This window comes from Pseudomonas sp. 3MA1, assembly GCF_029237275.1.
In the GTDB taxonomy this organism is placed as follows: Bacteria; Pseudomonadota; Gammaproteobacteria; order Pseudomonadales; family Pseudomonadaceae; genus Aquipseudomonas; species Aquipseudomonas fluorescens_AP.
In genome coordinates this window covers 1004810-1019542 of sequence record NZ_JAACFX010000001.1, presented here as the reverse complement: position 1 = coordinate 1019542, position 14733 = coordinate 1004810, and the positions used below count along the sequence as shown (strand labels likewise).

Sequence of the window (14733 nt, the reverse complement as noted above, 5' to 3'; positions counted from 1 at the left end):
TTTTAAATAGAAGAGAGGGGGTTGAGGGTGGAAGTAAGATTCTTTGGGTTAAGAGAACCGCTTTTTATGACAGCGACAAGCCTTTCATTTCGGTCAAAGGGATGACGTGGTAGGAGTCTTGATCAACGAAGCCATCGAGCGGCATACCCTTTTTCCACATCCTGAATCGAGAGGGGCCAAGGATCTTCACTTGGTCGTCTTCATCCAGACCCTTGAGAAAGTCGTCGAACGTGTCCGGCACTGGTTCATCATCCGGGTCGAACACTGCAATCATCGTCGTTCGGCAACCTGGGTGAAACGGAGGCACCTTTCGTTTCGGATCGCTGACCTTGAATTTCTTACCGTTGAGGGCAGCGCAAGTCAGTGTCGTTCTGGTATCCAAGATCGCGCTTAACTGGTACTGCTCAACCCCAGCTTCTTCGAACCCCAGCAGGTCAGCATTCGACGTGACATGTACCGAGGCCGTACGCACCAGGATCTCAATGTTCCGCCGCGAAGCGTTGAACGGATTCACTGGATCGCTCGTAACCGCATCGACGATCTTGCTCACCGGCAACCCATTGACGACACCCAGTCGAACAGCCCTTTTCACGGTATTCTGCGTTGCCAGGCTCTGCTCCCCGACCCACTCCCGCAACAATTTGCCATCAAAGGGATCACTCTCGATGAACGATCGAATGAAGTCCTCACTCGTCTGAGCACCGCCAATGTCGACTTCGAGGGCTTCGGAATTCCAGTCCGTTTGTGATTTGTAAAGCTCCGTCAGCTCATCTACCAGATCACGCTCCATTGTGCTGTACTGGTCAGCTATTGCCCGGTCGATCTTCCTGAGCTTGGCCTTTGACTGAAAGATCGTGAGCATCGAGCTGCGCTTCAAGCCGTCCTGAAGCTCCGCAGCAACCTGTTCTTTGAGCTGCTGGAGCTGAGCAACAGCACCTCGGGCAATGCGGGTGTACTGACCCCTGAGCTGTATGTGGCGGGTGATGGTTTCCTTTGTTCGTGACTTCGCCATCAAGCTACCCAGAGCTCGGCTTCGGCCCGGCGCCTTTTTACGAGCCCTGGCAGCTTCACGCCCTTGGCATACACCCATCGCATGAGCTGGGCCGGCACCGCCGCCAAATCCCCTCGATTGATCACTCTGCGAATCGTCGAAATCTCGAAATTCCCCGCCCCCGCGTTGAACACAAAATCGATCAGGGCCGCGACCTGGTTCGCATTGAGCTTGACCTTGACCAGGCGCATCACTGCACCGGCAGCCTTCAGCAAGTCAGCTCGCAATAGAGCTTCAGCCTGTGCAACCGTGATCGCTGGAAACTGCTCCAACGGCGCCCAAGCCTTGCGCGAAAGCAGATGGCCGTACCCGATCGTCGGAAGCCCTACTGGGTCGTAGTAAGGCTCAATGACAGCCGTGGAGCGATCCGGATCATGTAGTCCATCAAACTCAGGACGACTCACGAACCTGGCTGCGATCTCAACCGCTTGTTCGAGCAGCGAGCCAGCCATTACTTGGCCTTCGTATGACGTTGCAGGATACGACCACCGAACCAGAAGCTGATGACTGCGGCCAGCATGGCTTCATCAAACTCAGTCCAGCTGCCCTTCAGTGCTTCATAGCCCGTCAATCCCATTGACTGCAGGGCATGGAACACAGCGTTCTTGTAGAACATGTAGAAGCCGACCATGAGATAGGTGATCAGAGGTCGACACATCCGAATCACAAAATCGACATGGACACCGATCAAAGCCACGTACGCTTTAACCCACCCCGGCAGAGCCCCACCCCCAACACTCGAAATCAGCTTGTCGGCATACGACTCTTCGGGCTTATGCACCGCGACAGCTTCAGCAATGTCAGCCTGGGCATTGATCTCTTCGAGCTTCCACATGTGCTCAGAGGAGGCCGATTCCATCCGCAACTTCATCATCTCAATTTCTTGAGCGTGATCTTGTTTCGACTGAAAGAAGTCAAAGAGTTTTGGAACAAACGGCCCCAAGAATCCGAAGATGGCAGATACGATGGCAATCATTTCGACACCCCCTTAACAATCAGGGCATCAATCCTCACGCTGATCTTGTCGAGTTTGTCTTCAATGCGCTTGCTGTCTTCTTTGCGCTCAATTTGATAAGTCTGAATTTGAGCTGAGACGATGTCGACGCGCTGATCCAGGAGTTCGATTTTCTTGTCTAACCCGGAATAGGCCCACACACCACTAACCACAAGTGAAAGCAGTGGAATCAGAGCGTATAAGGAAATAACCAAGTTCGAGGCGTTGGTGGGCGCCGGAGGGTTTGCTGACATTGTTATTCTTCTTATTATTAGTCAGAAGAGCTCTTTGGCCCTTTCTTATTATATTACCACAGCCGATATTACCGAGTAGGCTTACTCATGACCCTTTTGTGTAATTCCTGGAGTTCTTCACACTCATTTCTACTAGATTCATTGAGTAGTTCAAAAAGCTCGTTATGCCCCATCCAATAACCGGCGTGATCTACTCCCGTCTGGAGCTGAACGAGCTGCTGGTGAGTGAGCTTTGCAGACCAGGCTCGGAAGCTCATCTCGACCTTTTCGCGCTTCTCATGACAATCAGGGCACAGCGCCCGCAGAGCGCCCAATGGATATTCCCAAGGATGGAATCCGTTGCTCATTCGAGCGTAGTAACAGTGATGCGCTTCTAGCCTGCCTCCTGACCCGCAGTCCTGGCACTGATGCTCAGCCACTTTCTTGACCAAGTCAGCTTTGCGCCTCCACCGAGGATCTCTGAGCAGTTGCGAATAGGACATGCGAGCCACAGGCGTGAAGTCAAAATCCTCTTCAGGATAGATCCCCAAATTCCAGCTATGGCCCAGCTCATACCAGAAACCGAAGGACTCGAAGATGTCGTCAAACTCTGTCAAATCACAGCCGAAATTCAGCATGTGGTGGACAGTGCTGCCGTCGAATACCATGATCGCCACAGCGTCGTTATGGTAGTCCTCGCCCCGCTTTTGCCACTCAGCAGGCGTGTAGAATTTGGCGTCCCCCAAAAGCCCCTCTCGCACCAGCCAGTCCTCGAATGCCAGTAACAGACGACGCAAATTCTCTTCCATGCTGAACTCCAATGAGTGGAAGCCACATGCTATCACCAAGGCTTTTGCGGCCAAACAACAGCCTCAGGATCAGCAGCAAGCGTGATGTCCCGTAGGGCCTGCCTGTACTCAGCAATTGCCCGAATCCGTTCCTGGTCGGGGTCGGCCTGAGCGATGCGGGCTTCATCATAGGCAATGTTTAGCGCGTGATCAGCACACACCAGGAGCTCGTCGCGCCTCGTCCTGATCATGTCCCATGCCGCTGCCAGGTCTGTCTCCCAGACCAGCTCGCCGCTGAAAACTCTAGGTACCAGGCCGAGGTTGAGCTGCTCCAGGTAGTCTTGGAGGTCTGGGATTTCGAGGCTCGGGAGGTTTGTCAGGCCGGTGGAAGTGAGCGCGGTCACGTAGCCGCTGGCTTCGTTGTATGTGATTTTCATGTCTTGATAAAAGCCTTGAGACCGGCCGCTCCGCTGCTGAGTTTGGGTGTCCTGAACACCACATTGCTCGGAAAATTCATTGCGTTATTCTGCATCGAGCCAGACTGCCCATTCACCGATCCCGCCGTGCCCACGTTACCTGCAACGATCAGTTCACCCACCATGTGGTCGTAGTCGACAGCGCGATAGCCAGTCATCTCAGGCACGTTTTCCCAGCTGCTGCCGCCGTCGAAACTCATCACTGGCCTGGCACCGCTCAGACTGTTGAGGACGACGAAGGAGGCCCCGTAGGTCAGGCCGCTGTAGTAACTGGCTGGCATCACGACTTTCACGCTCGTATCGTCTTCAGCATTGAGCCTAAATTCCAGGTTGCCGGTTCCGTACAACAGGTAGTTGGACTTGCCGCCCACTAGGCGCACGTAAGCCCCGGCAACGATCAGAGCTGAGCTAACGGCGTTGGCAGTCACAGTGAGCTTGTGCAGCCCTTGAACCCCGCCAGCAATCCCAGCAAAGTACCCGTTGCCGTTTTCAGCCTGACAGACAATCGGGATCAACGATCCTTGGGCCTCCAGTGCTCCGATCTGCACACCCATGCTGACCGATGTCGTGTCGTATCGCACAGCAATCACGGCGGTCGACGTCTTGATAAATACAACATCGACAGTGCTGTTGAGCGAGACAATCCCTACAACGTCAGTCAGCCCTGTTGCTGTCCAGACGATCGATGCCAAACCTTCCTTGCTCACTGCGTACACGGACTCGGCCCCCGAAGCCTTGCGCTCTTTAAAGTACAGAGCCTTTTCAGACTTTAAGAACACGGTATTGGCCTGGCCGCTTTGCGCTATCGACGAGCTGATAACGTTGTCGAAGTAAATCCTGTTTTGACCCGCCTCTCCAGCCACTTTAACCCGACCCAACTGAGCAATGCCGTACACGTTGGCGGTGCCAAAGCGGGTGCCGCTGTTCGCGTTGACGCTGATTGGGGTTGTACCGAACGACCCGATGTTTAGCATGCCCGCCAAGACCGGGAAATCAGCCGTCTGCCTCAGCTTCCCATCGCACTCCAGAGCATCGCTGTACGACCCATTTGGCCGCAAAACAATGTCCCCAGTCTGCAGGCCCTCTCCGGTAGTGATTAGGCCCGCAAACTCGCTCAAGGTCAGTGCCTGAGAGCTCCCTGGCTTGTGCACGTGCATCCGCATGCTCGGATCACCGCCCCAGCTTGGAAGGTCACTGATTGTCTTCTTCGAACTCATAGAAAAGTTGCTCTAAATCGTCTGTGTGCTCACCCGTAAAGCTGCCTGCCGCCATCTCGAACAGCACAGCATCTTCAACAGGGGCCTCAAAAAGGTGGGCTTGCTTCGGCGCTAGGCGCATTCCAAAGAGCGCAGCTGGCCCAATGTTTTTGATCATTTAACTGCGTGCACCCAGCAGGTCGCATTCTCTTCACCATCCATCAGCCGCACCTTGAGAACAGAGCCTCGATCGACGGCAATGAATGACCCACCCCTGGCATCGATTGGCGAAGAATCAGTGCTGACATCCGCGCCTGCAGACACATGGATCAGGGATTTGCAAAACAGGTATGCAGCTTCGCTCTCGCACGGCAACGCCACCAAAACCTCAGCCCCCGAAAGCTCTTTACGCCCCAGCAGCTCTGCAGGCGCAACGATCGGCAACGGCTCCCGCTCTCTTGTCTGAGCAGTAAACAACCCAAGGCGCTTACTCATGACCAGTCGCCTCTACAACGGCCTTCCGACTCCGGCGCTTCGGCTTCTCATCAGCAATACCAGGTTCACCAGGAACAGATCCGAGAGCAGCCGAATCCTGATACCCGAGGCCCAGCCAATGACCTTCAGCAGATGTTCCACGGTCGACAATCACGGTGTGCCCATTGAGCTGCAGGCTGTAAGTCTCGATTTCTCGCTTCACGTTTGTTCTCAAAAAAGGTCGTGTTCCACGTGGAACATATTATGGCAAATAGTGCAAGATGAAGAGAAAGGGCCCCGCAGGGCCCAGTTTGTCAGTGGCCGCCGAGGCGCAGGGCGCGTTCCGGGCAAACAGTCTTGATCCCCAGCAGCGTCTCGAACTTCCACTGGGTGGATTCGGTGCGAGGCTCGTACCAGCGAAGCATGCGAAGGGTGATACCGGTGCGCGGATCAGCCATGGAAGCGATGGTCACGCCAGGGGTGTCGTCAGGGGTCTCCATCTGGCGGAAAGCGATGACGAAAGCACTTTTGGTGAATGCCAGGTCAACGGGGTGGTCTCCCAGTACAGTCACTGCGGTGCCAACTGGAATGCTCTCTAGGACTGCTGGATAGATACCAACCGCTGGGCCAGTGGAGTCTGCAGTGACAACAAAGGTCTGCGGGCTGCCGGCAATAGTCAGAACATCTCCCTTCACAAAAGTGGAGCCGCTTACACCATCCAGAGTCAGTGCAGTTGCGCCGAGCAATGCCTGAGTCGCTAGGGTGATACCTGCGTTAGCAGAAGCAGTACCCGCGACGTGGTAAGGAGCTTGGACGTCAGAGTACAGGTCGAAGCCGTATTTCTGACCGATCAAGCCTTGGCTAACAACGCCAACATCACCAGATTCGTTGATCTTGCTGAACTCAAGAAGCAAGTCAGCCTCGGTGTCAGAAGTCAGGATCAGCTTGCGACCACCCATGACCTTGCGATTTTGCATTTCTTTACGAGCAGCAATTAGGTCTGCTTTGTCACGCCCAGAGGTCGATCCAGGGTTTCCCGAAACGTAAGGGATGTTCTTGTACTCTTCGAACAGCAGCTTGTTGATGGTGCGACCCAGCGCATCGAGAGCGCCTTCAGCTGCAGATGGCAGAGTGAACTGGTTAGCGTGTGCGCTGAACTCGCGGTCTTTCATACCGAACTGCTTGTACAGATGACGGTTCAGAACAACGTCGACTTTGCCAGCGTTGATGTCCTCAGATTGAGAGCCTGCGGAGTCGGTTGGGTGATCATCGGCATCCGAGAACTCCACTGGCTTCGCGATGCGGACGGTCTCGCCGTGGTTTTTGGCCTCGTCGCTGGTGTTGATCGTCACATGGTTCGGCATTGTCAGCTGACCGTAGAGGCGATCAATTGCCAGCGGCAAAAACACGTCAGTCATTAGGGCTTCGGTGTCGTTACCGTGACGGATCAGGGCAACAAGAGGGAGCATTGCAGTCATTACTTTCACCTGTTTTTATTGTTTTTATTGGTGATTATTTGGAAGGTTTGAAGCTACGCTGGCTCACAGAGCTCATGCGGTTGCCGGCACAGCCAGCAGATCTGAACGCCCCGTAAACCTTGCGGCTCCCAGGACGTCGGTGCAAAGGAGATCAACGTTGAATGCTGATCTCGCCAGACTTGTATTTTGCGAGCAATACAGCTTTTTCTTCGCCCGTAGCCATGGCAAGTTTCTTCTGCCAGTCGCCCAGGCTTACCGTCATGCCATTGCCCTGTCCGCTACGGGAGCCAGAGCCTGGCACCTGCTTAAACCAATGCGGCTTTTGAGGCATAAGTCCTGAAACCCATTCGTCCGCCGTGATAGGTCTGCCGGTCTTGCCCATGATGATATTGCCGCTGGAGTCCCGAGCTTCGAGCTCCCCAGCTTCATTAAGCTGCCAAGTATTGCCTGCAACTGGCATGAGATCGTCTAGCGCAGAATGGTGGAAGTGCTCGTTTTTGAGAGCAATCTGACCAATAGTTTGCTTGATCTGGAATTGCTTCAACTTGAGTCGCTCGCTGTCGATAGCCTTGCGCAGATCTTCTTTTTCAGCCTGCTCAGCAGCCAGCTTCTCTTGCCAGCTGACACTGTTGGCGTTGACGCGCTTATCGAGCAGAGTTTGAAGATCCAGCTTGCCAGCTTTCAGCGCTTCAAGGTCGTCTTTCTCCTGGATGCCTGCTTCAAAGGCCTTCATCCGTTCTGCAAGGGTTTTCTTCTCGTTCAGAAGATCGGCGTTTTTGCTCTTGAGAGGAGCCACTTCTTTTTCGACATGGGATTTGACGAAGTCAAGGAAAGCGGGATTTTCTGCAAGGGTGTTGAAGTCCAGTGGTGGAACTTCATCTTCGCCGAAGCGAATAAGACTTACCAGCTCGTGCATCTGAAACATTTAGTCCCCCAAGGACGTTGTTTTCTTATCGTTATGTCCTAATTATATCAATGCCAAACACACAAAGGGGGACGAATGCAAATATTTTTCAGGCTTTTTTACGAGCATGGAATTGCTTGAGAAACAGCTGCTCCTGAGGCTTCAAGTGATTCAAAGCGTTGTAAAAGGACTGGCTAGGTACGAACTTACCCGTCTGAGCTCTATATAGAATATTGTGCACGAAGCCTGTGTCCACCATCAGTCTCATGATCTCCAGTGCCACCAACTCCTCATTGCCTTGGCTATTAAACGAGACAACTTCATCCAACGCCTCGAAAGCCTCGTAAAGTTCCATGGCAGTCAACTTACGCTCTGGCTTGCGACCTGCCGGCAGCTTGTGCAGATAGAACCGAACCAGCAACATACCAACGTTAAACTGCGAGTTCATCAGCGCGACAGGGATTTGCGCAATCACAAGCTCGTCCTGGTGCTCCTGCAGCTGGTTAAGCAAGCAGCGCACAAGCTCATAGTCACCGCTGATCCCAGACCCGCGCTGAGTCCCAAGCAACACCCCCACAGGCCCCACCAGGGTCGCGAGCTCCAGCAACTGCTCGCGGTACTCTTCAGTCAACGGCTTGATTTTGCCATCAAAACCAAGCCCGTGCAGGTAGTCAGCGATGTCGGCCAGCAGTTGGACTGTGCCTGCCTGGAGCTCGTTTTTGTCGAGATGATGGCGGATGCATTGCAGGCCGTTGAGGTTGCGAGCCGTGAATGCCTTGAAGATCATTTCAGCTGATTGATTGAGCATATCTCACCATTCATTAATTTGGGCCAGAACCTCCCATGCAAGGGAGTCCAGGGTCTCTTCGTCAAAGGTGTCGACGCTGAACTCATAAGTTATATGCCGAAATTTGAAACGACCTGAGCTCAGGACGTACATCACCATGCATTTAAAAATCTGCAAGTGCTGTGTATCTCCGAGCTCCGCTTCAATCCCCCAGGGCTGGAGGGCTTCCTGGTGCTGCCCACGAAAAAAACGTGAAGCACCGGCATACCAATTCTTAGCTTTGTCATACCCGCCGCACAAATAGACAGCGCATAGATGACGGGTGGACTCGTCGCAAACCACAACGGGCTCGACCAAAGGTTTTGTGGTCATAACTAGCACTCTTTCTTATTGTTTTTATGGTTCATTATCGCCTGTGAGCCAAGAAAAAATCAATATCATGGCAGATATTATTATTCGCACTCCAAGGGTAGCCGGCAGGTGGGCGTGTTTATTTTGGCTAAGAAAAACTCTGAACTCGGCCAGTCCTCGCAAGGCGATCCGACACAGAGATTTTCTTAACCAAATCACAAGCCAAGGTCAGCAGCAGTGAGCTCGTCAACCAGATCAGCTTTCCCGGCGTCAAGTAGCCTCTGCCGAAGTACTGGCATGAATTCAGAATCATTGCGCAGAAACCTGTCGCATTCGCCCTCTGTCTTGCATTCATCGAGAATTGCAGCTCGTTCAGGGTTAACCAGGCGATATCGACGAATGAACTCTTCGCGCTTTTTGTCATGAAAGCTCTGGATTAACGATTTCATATTTCCTCCATACAGCATATCTTTGAACTTACCCATGTACTTCAGCGTAAACTTGATAATACCCAAGTCATTCCCGGCTGATAGATACCAGTAATACTCATCTGCCGCATTTTCTTTGACAATGAAAATCTTGTCCAGCCCTCCTACAAACCCCTGTCCCCAAGCTATCCCAGCAATTTCATTCCCCTGCGCGAGGTAGAACAAGTCATCATCAGCAATGGCGTCAACCAGCGCCCAAACCTTATCAAACCCACGCTCACGATAATAACTCCCAGGCAACGCTAGGAAGTTTGAGTACAAAACAACAATCAGATCACGCTCAGATGTATATGTCTGACGATCGTAAATTACATAGCCGTCGTGTGCTTTAAGCAGTACCGCAAATACCCATTTCAAGTAGCTAACAACTGGCAGTCGCACTCTCACTCGCAGTCGCTTGTCGAGCGTAGTCAGTCAGGGCATTGCAGCCAGCATCGATGTCACTGTGCTTGAGGCACCAGTACATCTTGGCCATAATTAAATCAAGGGATTCATTGCGACCCAGGTCATCAAAGAACACTGTGCGTAGCAAGTGCCACAGAAACTCCACATCATCAAGATTTGTTTGCTCATCTGAGATGCTATGAGCGATGCTGCTGAGACATTCGAATTCCCAGTCTATGTTAGTGCTCGTCTCAGAAAAAGAGTAGACTTGAGCGACATGGTCAAAGAACTCAATGAAAGTTCCGAACTCACACTCATCGAAATAGTATTTTCCGCCATCGAACCGGATCGCAGCTGGAGAACAAAACCTGATGATGTTCTGTAGACACATCATGTTTTAGCACCAAGATGCACGTAGAATCTAAGCAGCTCTTCATAGAGCGCATTACTCTCTGCATGCTGACAAAGCCAGTAAAGCTTAGAGAGAAGTGCCTGCACGCTTGGCTCGTGGTTATTATCGATTAGCTCGTCCATCAGCCAACAAACAAAGCCATCATCCGTTCTAAGCGTCTTGCCCCGCACGGCATCTTCAATAAATGAAAAATGCAACGTAACACCAACAAGATCACGCTGTTTGTAGAGCATTTGCATTGCAGCATAAAAATAATGCAGCCCTCTAAACTCCGGATTTAGTATTGGATTCTTAACTAGATCACTCTCAGCTCTGAGCTTCTTAACAAACGCCAATAGGCCTACAATCTCGATCATAGCCCCAACTCCGAACCGAACATATATTCACGCTGCTCGGCAGTCATCAATGCCATTCTTGCGCGCAAAAAACCCATGTCCCCACTAAGCAGTCGACGTAGTTCTTCTTCTGTTTCGCAAATGGAATGAAGATGGTAAGCGTGAGGCCTGTTGAGCTGCAGGTCTTTGAGAATCAATGGCTTCATCAAGTCGAAGATATCCCCTTGAGCCTGACGCTTATCAATCCCCAGGCACACCAGCTCAGAAGAGTATTGTTCTCCTACATCTGCCTCGGCATAAACGGACTCATAGTTATTGAACAGAATCCCGGCAACACATTTAACCTGAGCAGACCTGGAAGCATCGCTATCTCTCTCAGTAGTCAGATACGCAACCCAAATTCTTCGCAAATGATCCAGCTTTTCTTCTTTCAAAGCCGCCAGGAACTTCTGAATAAAATCATCAGGACTCTTGGCATTTAGAGCAACCCTGGCAAACGACGGAGCGAGGCAGACTACAGCACCATCCCAGACTTTGAACTTGAAGCTCACAATCGTGGCGACTTCGAGCAGTGACGAGCAATGACGATCAACTACACCGCCGCTGGCGGTATTAAGCTTCAACAGGTACTGCCCGTTTTCGAACGTAAATCCCCCGCTCATCGACCATACGTCGTAATTCTGAATCTGCTCATTAAGAACACGCTCAAGAAACACGTGGCTCTGCGCCGAAATCCCCACCAGCCCCTTAGCTTTTGCAAACCATCTCCACGCTGCCACTTTTGGCTTCAAAAAACGGAGCAGCAGGCGGTCGCGGGGGGTGATATAAGTGAGCATGACCAGTCCGTTATATCATGGCAGTTATTGACAGATTGGCAATCAGGCTCGGGAATGTCAAGGCCCAGTGGGGTTGCAGGGCCTGGTGCAGCTAGGGCGCTGTGCGCTCAAGGGCTTGGTAGAACTCGTTTTCGCAAGCCATGGCGCAGATGTACTGCCAGAGCGGGAGCTCGTTCAGGAGGGGGTGCTTGGAGGCCTTCGTCGACCCCAGGCGAAGCGCTTCTTCGACAAGCCTAATGCACTCGTTCTGACAAAACTCCTCGACCTCTGGCTGCATTTTTAGGATTGCGTGGATGCCGAACTGAACAATATTAATTGTGTTGGCTTCGACGATCGCTGCTCGGATGTCCATGATTGCGCTCTCTTATTATTTGCCATCATTTATATGATGCAGATGGAGCAAAAGAGAGCGCAACGCTCAACCTACTTTATTCTTGCAATAAGATAGTGATGATCGAATGAGACACGCTGATAACCCTTCTTACACAGCCTCTCGTGACCCGTGAAGTCATCAAGCCTTGATCTACTGACCCTAACGAGACGGAATTTTCCATCAATCAATGCGTTGTCATGCTCAAGCATCAGCACTGCCTCGTGAATTCGCTGAGCCTCACTCATCGCCAAGCCAGCTTCCTCAGAGCACATGATGTCAGCCTGCACAAACCCGTAAAAACACTCTGTTTGTCGCAGGTCAATACCGCACTTCAATGAGAGCTCGTCGACGACCCTATTCACTTCTGATTCTTCGACGGTACGAATGTAGACATCAGCCCCGAGTCCACGGGCTTCAATCTCGTGCGCTCGATAATGAATCCCTGGCAAATCAGGTTGCTCGTTAAAGAGGTTTGATAGCCGCACGGCTCCGGAGTCCGGTGAGTCTCGACCGGCTTTGTTCGGAGGCCATACAAGCAGGTCTGTAGACTTCAAATACAAGTAGTAAAGGAAGGATCGTATCTCTTCCAGCAGTTTTGGATCTTGGACTTCCCTGCTCCCCATTTGACCTCCCTTAGTCCTGCAACCAGCTTTCAACTTCAGCAGCACCGTGCTCACTTTTCCACGCCTTGAGAGTGCTGTGATTGCCACCTTTAGTCTCGACCACTTCTTGAGTGTACGGGTTTACATAGCGCTTTACCGCCCGTGGAGAACGCGGCCCACGACGCCCGTCAACCTTGCCAGCCCCGACAACACCAGCAGCCGAACCAGCGTTAGGATCGAGAATGGCAATGACGTTCCGCAGCGACATGCCGTATTCGGCGAGCAGCTTGCGCAGTTTGTCTTCAAATTCCAATTCTGCCTGCAGGGCTTCGCTGCCTTTCAGGGCTTCGAGAGCTTGAAGCTGTTCGGCGATCTGGCGTTCCAACGCCCTATATTCTGCTGCTTTTGACATCGATGAAGCTCCGCTTTTAGTAATTGCTATGAAATGTAGTGCCAATGTAGTCACACGGCAACCACTATCTCGCTAGTTGTTGTACGAGTCGAGAATATTTGCTATGGGGTATTGCGCGACTGTATGTGCATCCAGTACTTTGAAAGTAGAGACCACAAGAGAGAAAAACGCCATGCTTCGCAGCTCATTTAATTTCGCACAAGACATCACGATCTTTCCAGTTGAGGAGATCACTCTGGGCAACCGCAAGCTCATCAAAGACGTGTATGAAGTACTCCAAGACTTTGGTGATCACACCAAGACGATCGACCGGGTTCAAGTGCGCCATGGGGCTTCAAGGGCCTTAGTTTGAGAGGCCGCTGCTGCCTCAATGGTCGGGGGCTTGTAATGAATGATTTTGAAAAGCTGGTGACGTAAGATATTCAAGCGCCTTACGCCTTGATGAAGCTTAACGCTCGTATTAATTCGCTTGACGAGACACAAGGGCTTCAGGATAGAAGCGAATATAAGGTCTGCTATGCTATGACTGATCTTGTCAAACACGCTATGGCTGAGTTCGGGCTCGACGCAGTAGTTGAAGCCTCATCTTTAATGGCAAATGCTCAATATGCCTTCGTACAATGTTTACGAGGCTTGCGTCTTTCTAGCAATCTCGACAACGATCTAATTGGACTCATATCTATACGCAAGCAACAATACTTCTCCTACCTTCAAGATCGCCTGGCTGACGCATACATGGCCGACACATCAAAGACCCATTAAAGGGAATATGTCGACCATAAGTTAGGCGCTGATCTGGGCCTTTGACCCTTGCCTTTGTTTTCAAATCTACCTGCAGCTCATAACAATAAGAGGGAAGAGTATGAAAGACGCGCCCACTATCTTAGGCAAAGGCCTTGAGATCCACTACATCCAGGAGCTTTACGGCAACAACGACGAAATCTTGGACATCTACGAACTGCGTAAGGACTTTGGGCGTGGGAGGTTCAAGACACTGAAGCGTGTCGATGTGCCGACGGGGTCAGATCTGGAAACTGTTCGAGCCAAAATCCGGAACTCTAAAGTCGAAGACGGTTCTGGTCATTAGGACTGAGAGCATCTTCTGTGAACTAACACTGGATGAGAATGCCACCGCCAGTAGGCTATTTGTTTACAAGCGGTTTTTCTTAACCAAACAACGCTACCCAGGCCAGTTGCCACTTGCCCTGGGTGTGGGATCTCGGGTTGGCGGGATCTGTGGTTATGACTCACGCCTTTTGGGCTTACTCAAGCGACTCTGCTCAAGCGTGTAGTGGAAAGCAGGGAAGCCGATATCAAACACCCCAATCTCGTTTTGAGCTTTGATGGCATTGGCCAAAAAATCAAACATCACGGGCGCTGTGGTCTTCCCGTCCGCCACGGCCTTGGCAAATGCGTCGTTGGCGTCCTGCTCATGTAGCTTGCGCATACCGATAACAGCGACCTGGCCCTCCGGAATTTCCTTCATCGAAACGACGGCACCGTCTGGATCGCTCGGCAAAATTTCATACTGATACAAATGGTATTTTTTTGTTTTAGGGCAGCAGATGCCGAGAATAAAATCAGCTTGGTAAGCAGAGAACATGTGCTTCATATTTTTATGCTTCTTAGCCTGATTCAGAATCGCTTGGACTGAGTGCTCTACCACGTCGGCAATCACTTGAGCAGATAGGAGACTGCTAGGGCTAATATCCCGCTCCAAAAACATGTCTGTCGGATAATCACCATAGAGGAATTTATGCTCCTCGCAGACCATGGCCAGCTGATAAGTGCCATCTCGAAAAGTGGGATGCAAGTCAGCCAAGTGGTTCCGAATCGAATTCAGGATATGCTGTGCTACCAAGGTGCTGCCGGCGAACGCGATAGCGCATGCCCCTTCGTACCTGTATCCATGATAACCCTGAAACCATTCTTCGAGAAAGTTCAGCCCCGCGACCCGGATAGGCATCTCGATAACTTTCTTGAAGCCACTGACTAAGGGGGTACCTTGTTGTGTGATGCTGCTGTCAGATACGAAGAAAATCCCCTCGCAGAACTTATTATCCAACCGACTGAAACCCATATTGAGCAACGAATGCCCAGCGATCACCAAAGTCACAACATCACCTCCTGTTATGCAGGCCAACATTATAACAGGAGGC

Annotated in this window: 22 protein-coding genes; 2 read left to right on the top strand and 20 right to left on the bottom strand. The window is 51.7% G+C overall.

Annotated features, from left to right (window positions below; genetic code table 11):
* Positions 1-64: 64 nt before the first annotated feature.
* From GWQ44_RS04850 to GWQ44_RS04760, 19 genes are all read right to left on the bottom strand, one after another.
* Positions 65-1012: a minor capsid protein gene (locus GWQ44_RS04850; RefSeq protein WP_275926757.1), complete on the bottom strand. Its 948-nt coding sequence runs from the start codon at positions 1010-1012 to the stop codon at positions 65-67.
* Positions 1012-1503 carry a lysozyme gene (locus tag GWQ44_RS04845; protein ID WP_275926756.1) on the bottom strand — a complete coding sequence of 164 codons (492 nt, stop codon included), beginning with the start codon at positions 1501-1503 and terminating at the stop codon, positions 1012-1014. The genes GWQ44_RS04850 and GWQ44_RS04845 overlap by 1 nt, the downstream gene beginning before the upstream one ends.
* A complete protein-coding gene (locus GWQ44_RS04840) occupies positions 1503-2027 on the bottom strand; it encodes a hypothetical protein (RefSeq protein ID WP_275926755.1) in 525 nt (174 codons plus the stop codon). The genes GWQ44_RS04845 and GWQ44_RS04840 overlap by 1 nt, the downstream gene beginning before the upstream one ends.
* Complete coding sequence (locus GWQ44_RS04835) at positions 2024-2299, bottom strand: hypothetical protein (protein WP_275926754.1); 276 nt, start codon at positions 2297-2299, stop codon at positions 2024-2026. Before GWQ44_RS04835 ends, GWQ44_RS04840 begins: the two co-directional genes overlap by 4 nt.
* A gap of 68 nt (positions 2300-2367) precedes the next feature.
* On the bottom strand, positions 2368-3087 hold the full coding sequence (locus GWQ44_RS04830) for a hypothetical protein (RefSeq protein ID WP_275926753.1): 720 nt from the start codon (positions 3085-3087) through the stop codon (positions 2368-2370).
* A 32-nt stretch (positions 3088-3119) separates the two neighbouring features.
* Positions 3120-3503 (bottom strand): phage tail assembly chaperone, encoded by a 384-nt coding sequence (locus GWQ44_RS04825; protein WP_275926752.1) that lies wholly within the window; start codon positions 3501-3503, stop codon positions 3120-3122.
* A complete protein-coding gene (locus GWQ44_RS04820) occupies positions 3500-4759 on the bottom strand; it encodes a hypothetical protein (RefSeq protein WP_275926751.1) in 1260 nt (419 codons plus the stop codon). The genes GWQ44_RS04825 and GWQ44_RS04820 overlap by 4 nt, the downstream gene beginning before the upstream one ends.
* Positions 4734-4916, bottom strand: a complete 183-nt coding sequence (locus tag GWQ44_RS04815) for a hypothetical protein (protein ID WP_275926750.1) — start codon at positions 4914-4916, stop codon at positions 4734-4736. Before GWQ44_RS04815 ends, GWQ44_RS04820 begins: the two co-directional genes overlap by 26 nt.
* Entirely contained in the window at positions 4913-5233 is a 321-nt protein-coding gene (locus GWQ44_RS04810) for a hypothetical protein (protein ID WP_275926749.1), read from the bottom strand. Before GWQ44_RS04810 ends, GWQ44_RS04815 begins: the two co-directional genes overlap by 4 nt.
* Positions 5234-5526: 293 nt before the next feature.
* A complete protein-coding gene (locus GWQ44_RS04805) occupies positions 5527-6690 on the bottom strand; it encodes a P22 phage major capsid protein family protein (protein ID WP_275926748.1) in 1164 nt (387 codons plus the stop codon).
* Between the two features lie 151 nt (positions 6691-6841).
* The gene (locus tag GWQ44_RS04800) at positions 6842-7615 is read right to left on the bottom strand and encodes a hypothetical protein (RefSeq protein WP_275926747.1); all 774 of its coding nucleotides are present in this window, start codon (positions 7613-7615) and stop codon (positions 6842-6844) included.
* Positions 7616-7703: 88 nt separating this feature from the next.
* The gene (locus GWQ44_RS04795; RefSeq protein WP_275926746.1) at positions 7704-8402 is read right to left on the bottom strand and encodes a hypothetical protein; all 699 of its coding nucleotides are present in this window, start codon (positions 8400-8402) and stop codon (positions 7704-7706) included.
* A 3-nt stretch (positions 8403-8405) separates the two neighbouring features.
* Positions 8406-8753 carry a hypothetical protein gene (locus GWQ44_RS04790; RefSeq protein ID WP_275926745.1) on the bottom strand — a complete coding sequence of 116 codons (348 nt, stop codon included), beginning with the start codon at positions 8751-8753 and terminating at the stop codon, positions 8406-8408.
* 194 nt (positions 8754-8947) lie between these two features.
* On the bottom strand, positions 8948-9577 hold the full coding sequence (locus GWQ44_RS04785; RefSeq protein ID WP_275926744.1) for a hypothetical protein: 630 nt from the start codon (positions 9575-9577) through the stop codon (positions 8948-8950).
* Positions 9578-9994: 417 nt separating this feature from the next.
* Positions 9995-10372, bottom strand: coding sequence for a hypothetical protein (locus GWQ44_RS04780; protein ID WP_275926743.1), 378 nt, complete (start codon positions 10370-10372; stop codon positions 9995-9997).
* Positions 10369-11187, bottom strand: a complete 819-nt coding sequence (locus GWQ44_RS04775; RefSeq protein WP_275926742.1) for a hypothetical protein — start codon at positions 11185-11187, stop codon at positions 10369-10371. The genes GWQ44_RS04780 and GWQ44_RS04775 overlap by 4 nt, the downstream gene beginning before the upstream one ends.
* Positions 11188-11278: 91 nt before the next feature.
* On the bottom strand, positions 11279-11539 hold the full coding sequence (locus GWQ44_RS04770; protein WP_275926741.1) for a hypothetical protein: 261 nt from the start codon (positions 11537-11539) through the stop codon (positions 11279-11281).
* A 71-nt stretch (positions 11540-11610) separates the two neighbouring features.
* Complete coding sequence (locus GWQ44_RS04765; RefSeq protein WP_275926740.1) at positions 11611-12237, bottom strand: hypothetical protein; 627 nt, start codon at positions 12235-12237, stop codon at positions 11611-11613.
* Positions 12194-12574 (bottom strand): histone-like nucleoid-structuring protein, MvaT/MvaU family, encoded by a 381-nt coding sequence (locus tag GWQ44_RS04760; protein WP_275926739.1) that lies wholly within the window; start codon positions 12572-12574, stop codon positions 12194-12196. Before GWQ44_RS04760 ends, GWQ44_RS04765 begins: the two co-directional genes overlap by 44 nt.
* A 172-nt stretch (positions 12575-12746) precedes the next feature.
* On the opposite strand from GWQ44_RS04760, the gene GWQ44_RS04755 reads away from it, so the two are divergent.
* Positions 12747-12926: a hypothetical protein gene (locus GWQ44_RS04755; protein ID WP_275926738.1), complete on the top strand. Its 180-nt coding sequence runs from the start codon at positions 12747-12749 to the stop codon at positions 12924-12926.
* Between the two features lie 510 nt (positions 12927-13436).
* Positions 13437-13661 carry a hypothetical protein gene (locus tag GWQ44_RS04750; protein WP_275926737.1) on the top strand — a complete coding sequence of 75 codons (225 nt, stop codon included), beginning with the start codon at positions 13437-13439 and terminating at the stop codon, positions 13659-13661.
* A gap of 153 nt (positions 13662-13814) precedes the next feature.
* Here GWQ44_RS04750 and GWQ44_RS04745 read toward each other — a convergent pair whose 3' ends face one another.
* Positions 13815-14690: a hypothetical protein gene (locus GWQ44_RS04745; protein ID WP_275926736.1), complete on the bottom strand. Its 876-nt coding sequence runs from the start codon at positions 14688-14690 to the stop codon at positions 13815-13817.
* Positions 14691-14733: the final 43 nt, after the last annotated feature.

What these genes read in the sequence shown, in the direction of transcription:
- GWQ44_RS04850 (WP_275926757.1), bottom strand. Translation starts at nt 1,012, where the DNA reads ATGGCGAAGTCACGAACAAAGGAAACCATCACCCGCCACATACAGCTC.
- GWQ44_RS04845 (WP_275926756.1), bottom strand. Translation starts at nt 1,503, where the DNA reads ATGGCTGGCTCGCTGCTCGAACAAGCGGTTGAGATCGCAGCCAGGTTC.
- GWQ44_RS04840 (WP_275926755.1), bottom strand. Translation starts at nt 2,027, where the DNA reads ATGATTGCCATCGTATCTGCCATCTTCGGATTCTTGGGGCCGTTTGTT.
- GWQ44_RS04835 (WP_275926754.1), bottom strand. Translation starts at nt 2,299, where the DNA reads ATGTCAGCAAACCCTCCGGCGCCCACCAACGCCTCGAACTTGGTTATT.
- GWQ44_RS04830 (WP_275926753.1), bottom strand. Translation starts at nt 3,087, where the DNA reads ATGGAAGAGAATTTGCGTCGTCTGTTACTGGCATTCGAGGACTGGCTG.
- GWQ44_RS04825 (WP_275926752.1), bottom strand. Translation starts at nt 3,503, where the DNA reads ATGAAAATCACATACAACGAAGCCAGCGGCTACGTGACCGCGCTCACT.
- GWQ44_RS04820 (WP_275926751.1), bottom strand. Translation starts at nt 4,759, where the DNA reads ATGAGTTCGAAGAAGACAATCAGTGACCTTCCAAGCTGGGGCGGTGAT.
- GWQ44_RS04815 (WP_275926750.1), bottom strand. Translation starts at nt 4,916, where the DNA reads ATGATCAAAAACATTGGGCCAGCTGCGCTCTTTGGAATGCGCCTAGCG.
- GWQ44_RS04810 (WP_275926749.1), bottom strand. Translation starts at nt 5,233, where the DNA reads ATGAGTAAGCGCCTTGGGTTGTTTACTGCTCAGACAAGAGAGCGGGAG.
- GWQ44_RS04805 (WP_275926748.1), bottom strand. Translation starts at nt 6,690, where the DNA reads ATGACTGCAATGCTCCCTCTTGTTGCCCTGATCCGTCACGGTAACGAC.
- GWQ44_RS04800 (WP_275926747.1), bottom strand. Translation starts at nt 7,615, where the DNA reads ATGTTTCAGATGCACGAGCTGGTAAGTCTTATTCGCTTCGGCGAAGAT.
- GWQ44_RS04795 (WP_275926746.1), bottom strand. Translation starts at nt 8,402, where the DNA reads ATGCTCAATCAATCAGCTGAAATGATCTTCAAGGCATTCACGGCTCGC.
- GWQ44_RS04790 (WP_275926745.1), bottom strand. Translation starts at nt 8,753, where the DNA reads ATGACCACAAAACCTTTGGTCGAGCCCGTTGTGGTTTGCGACGAGTCC.
- GWQ44_RS04780 (WP_275926743.1), bottom strand. Translation starts at nt 10,372, where the DNA reads ATGATCGAGATTGTAGGCCTATTGGCGTTTGTTAAGAAGCTCAGAGCT.
- GWQ44_RS04775 (WP_275926742.1), bottom strand. Translation starts at nt 11,187, where the DNA reads ATGCTCACTTATATCACCCCCCGCGACCGCCTGCTGCTCCGTTTTTTG.
- GWQ44_RS04770 (WP_275926741.1), bottom strand. Translation starts at nt 11,539, where the DNA reads ATGGACATCCGAGCAGCGATCGTCGAAGCCAACACAATTAATATTGTT.
- GWQ44_RS04760 (WP_275926739.1), bottom strand. Translation starts at nt 12,574, where the DNA reads ATGTCAAAAGCAGCAGAATATAGGGCGTTGGAACGCCAGATCGCCGAA.
- GWQ44_RS04755 (WP_275926738.1), top strand. Translation starts at nt 12,747, where the DNA reads ATGCTTCGCAGCTCATTTAATTTCGCACAAGACATCACGATCTTTCCA.
- GWQ44_RS04750 (WP_275926737.1), top strand. Translation starts at nt 13,437, where the DNA reads ATGAAAGACGCGCCCACTATCTTAGGCAAAGGCCTTGAGATCCACTAC.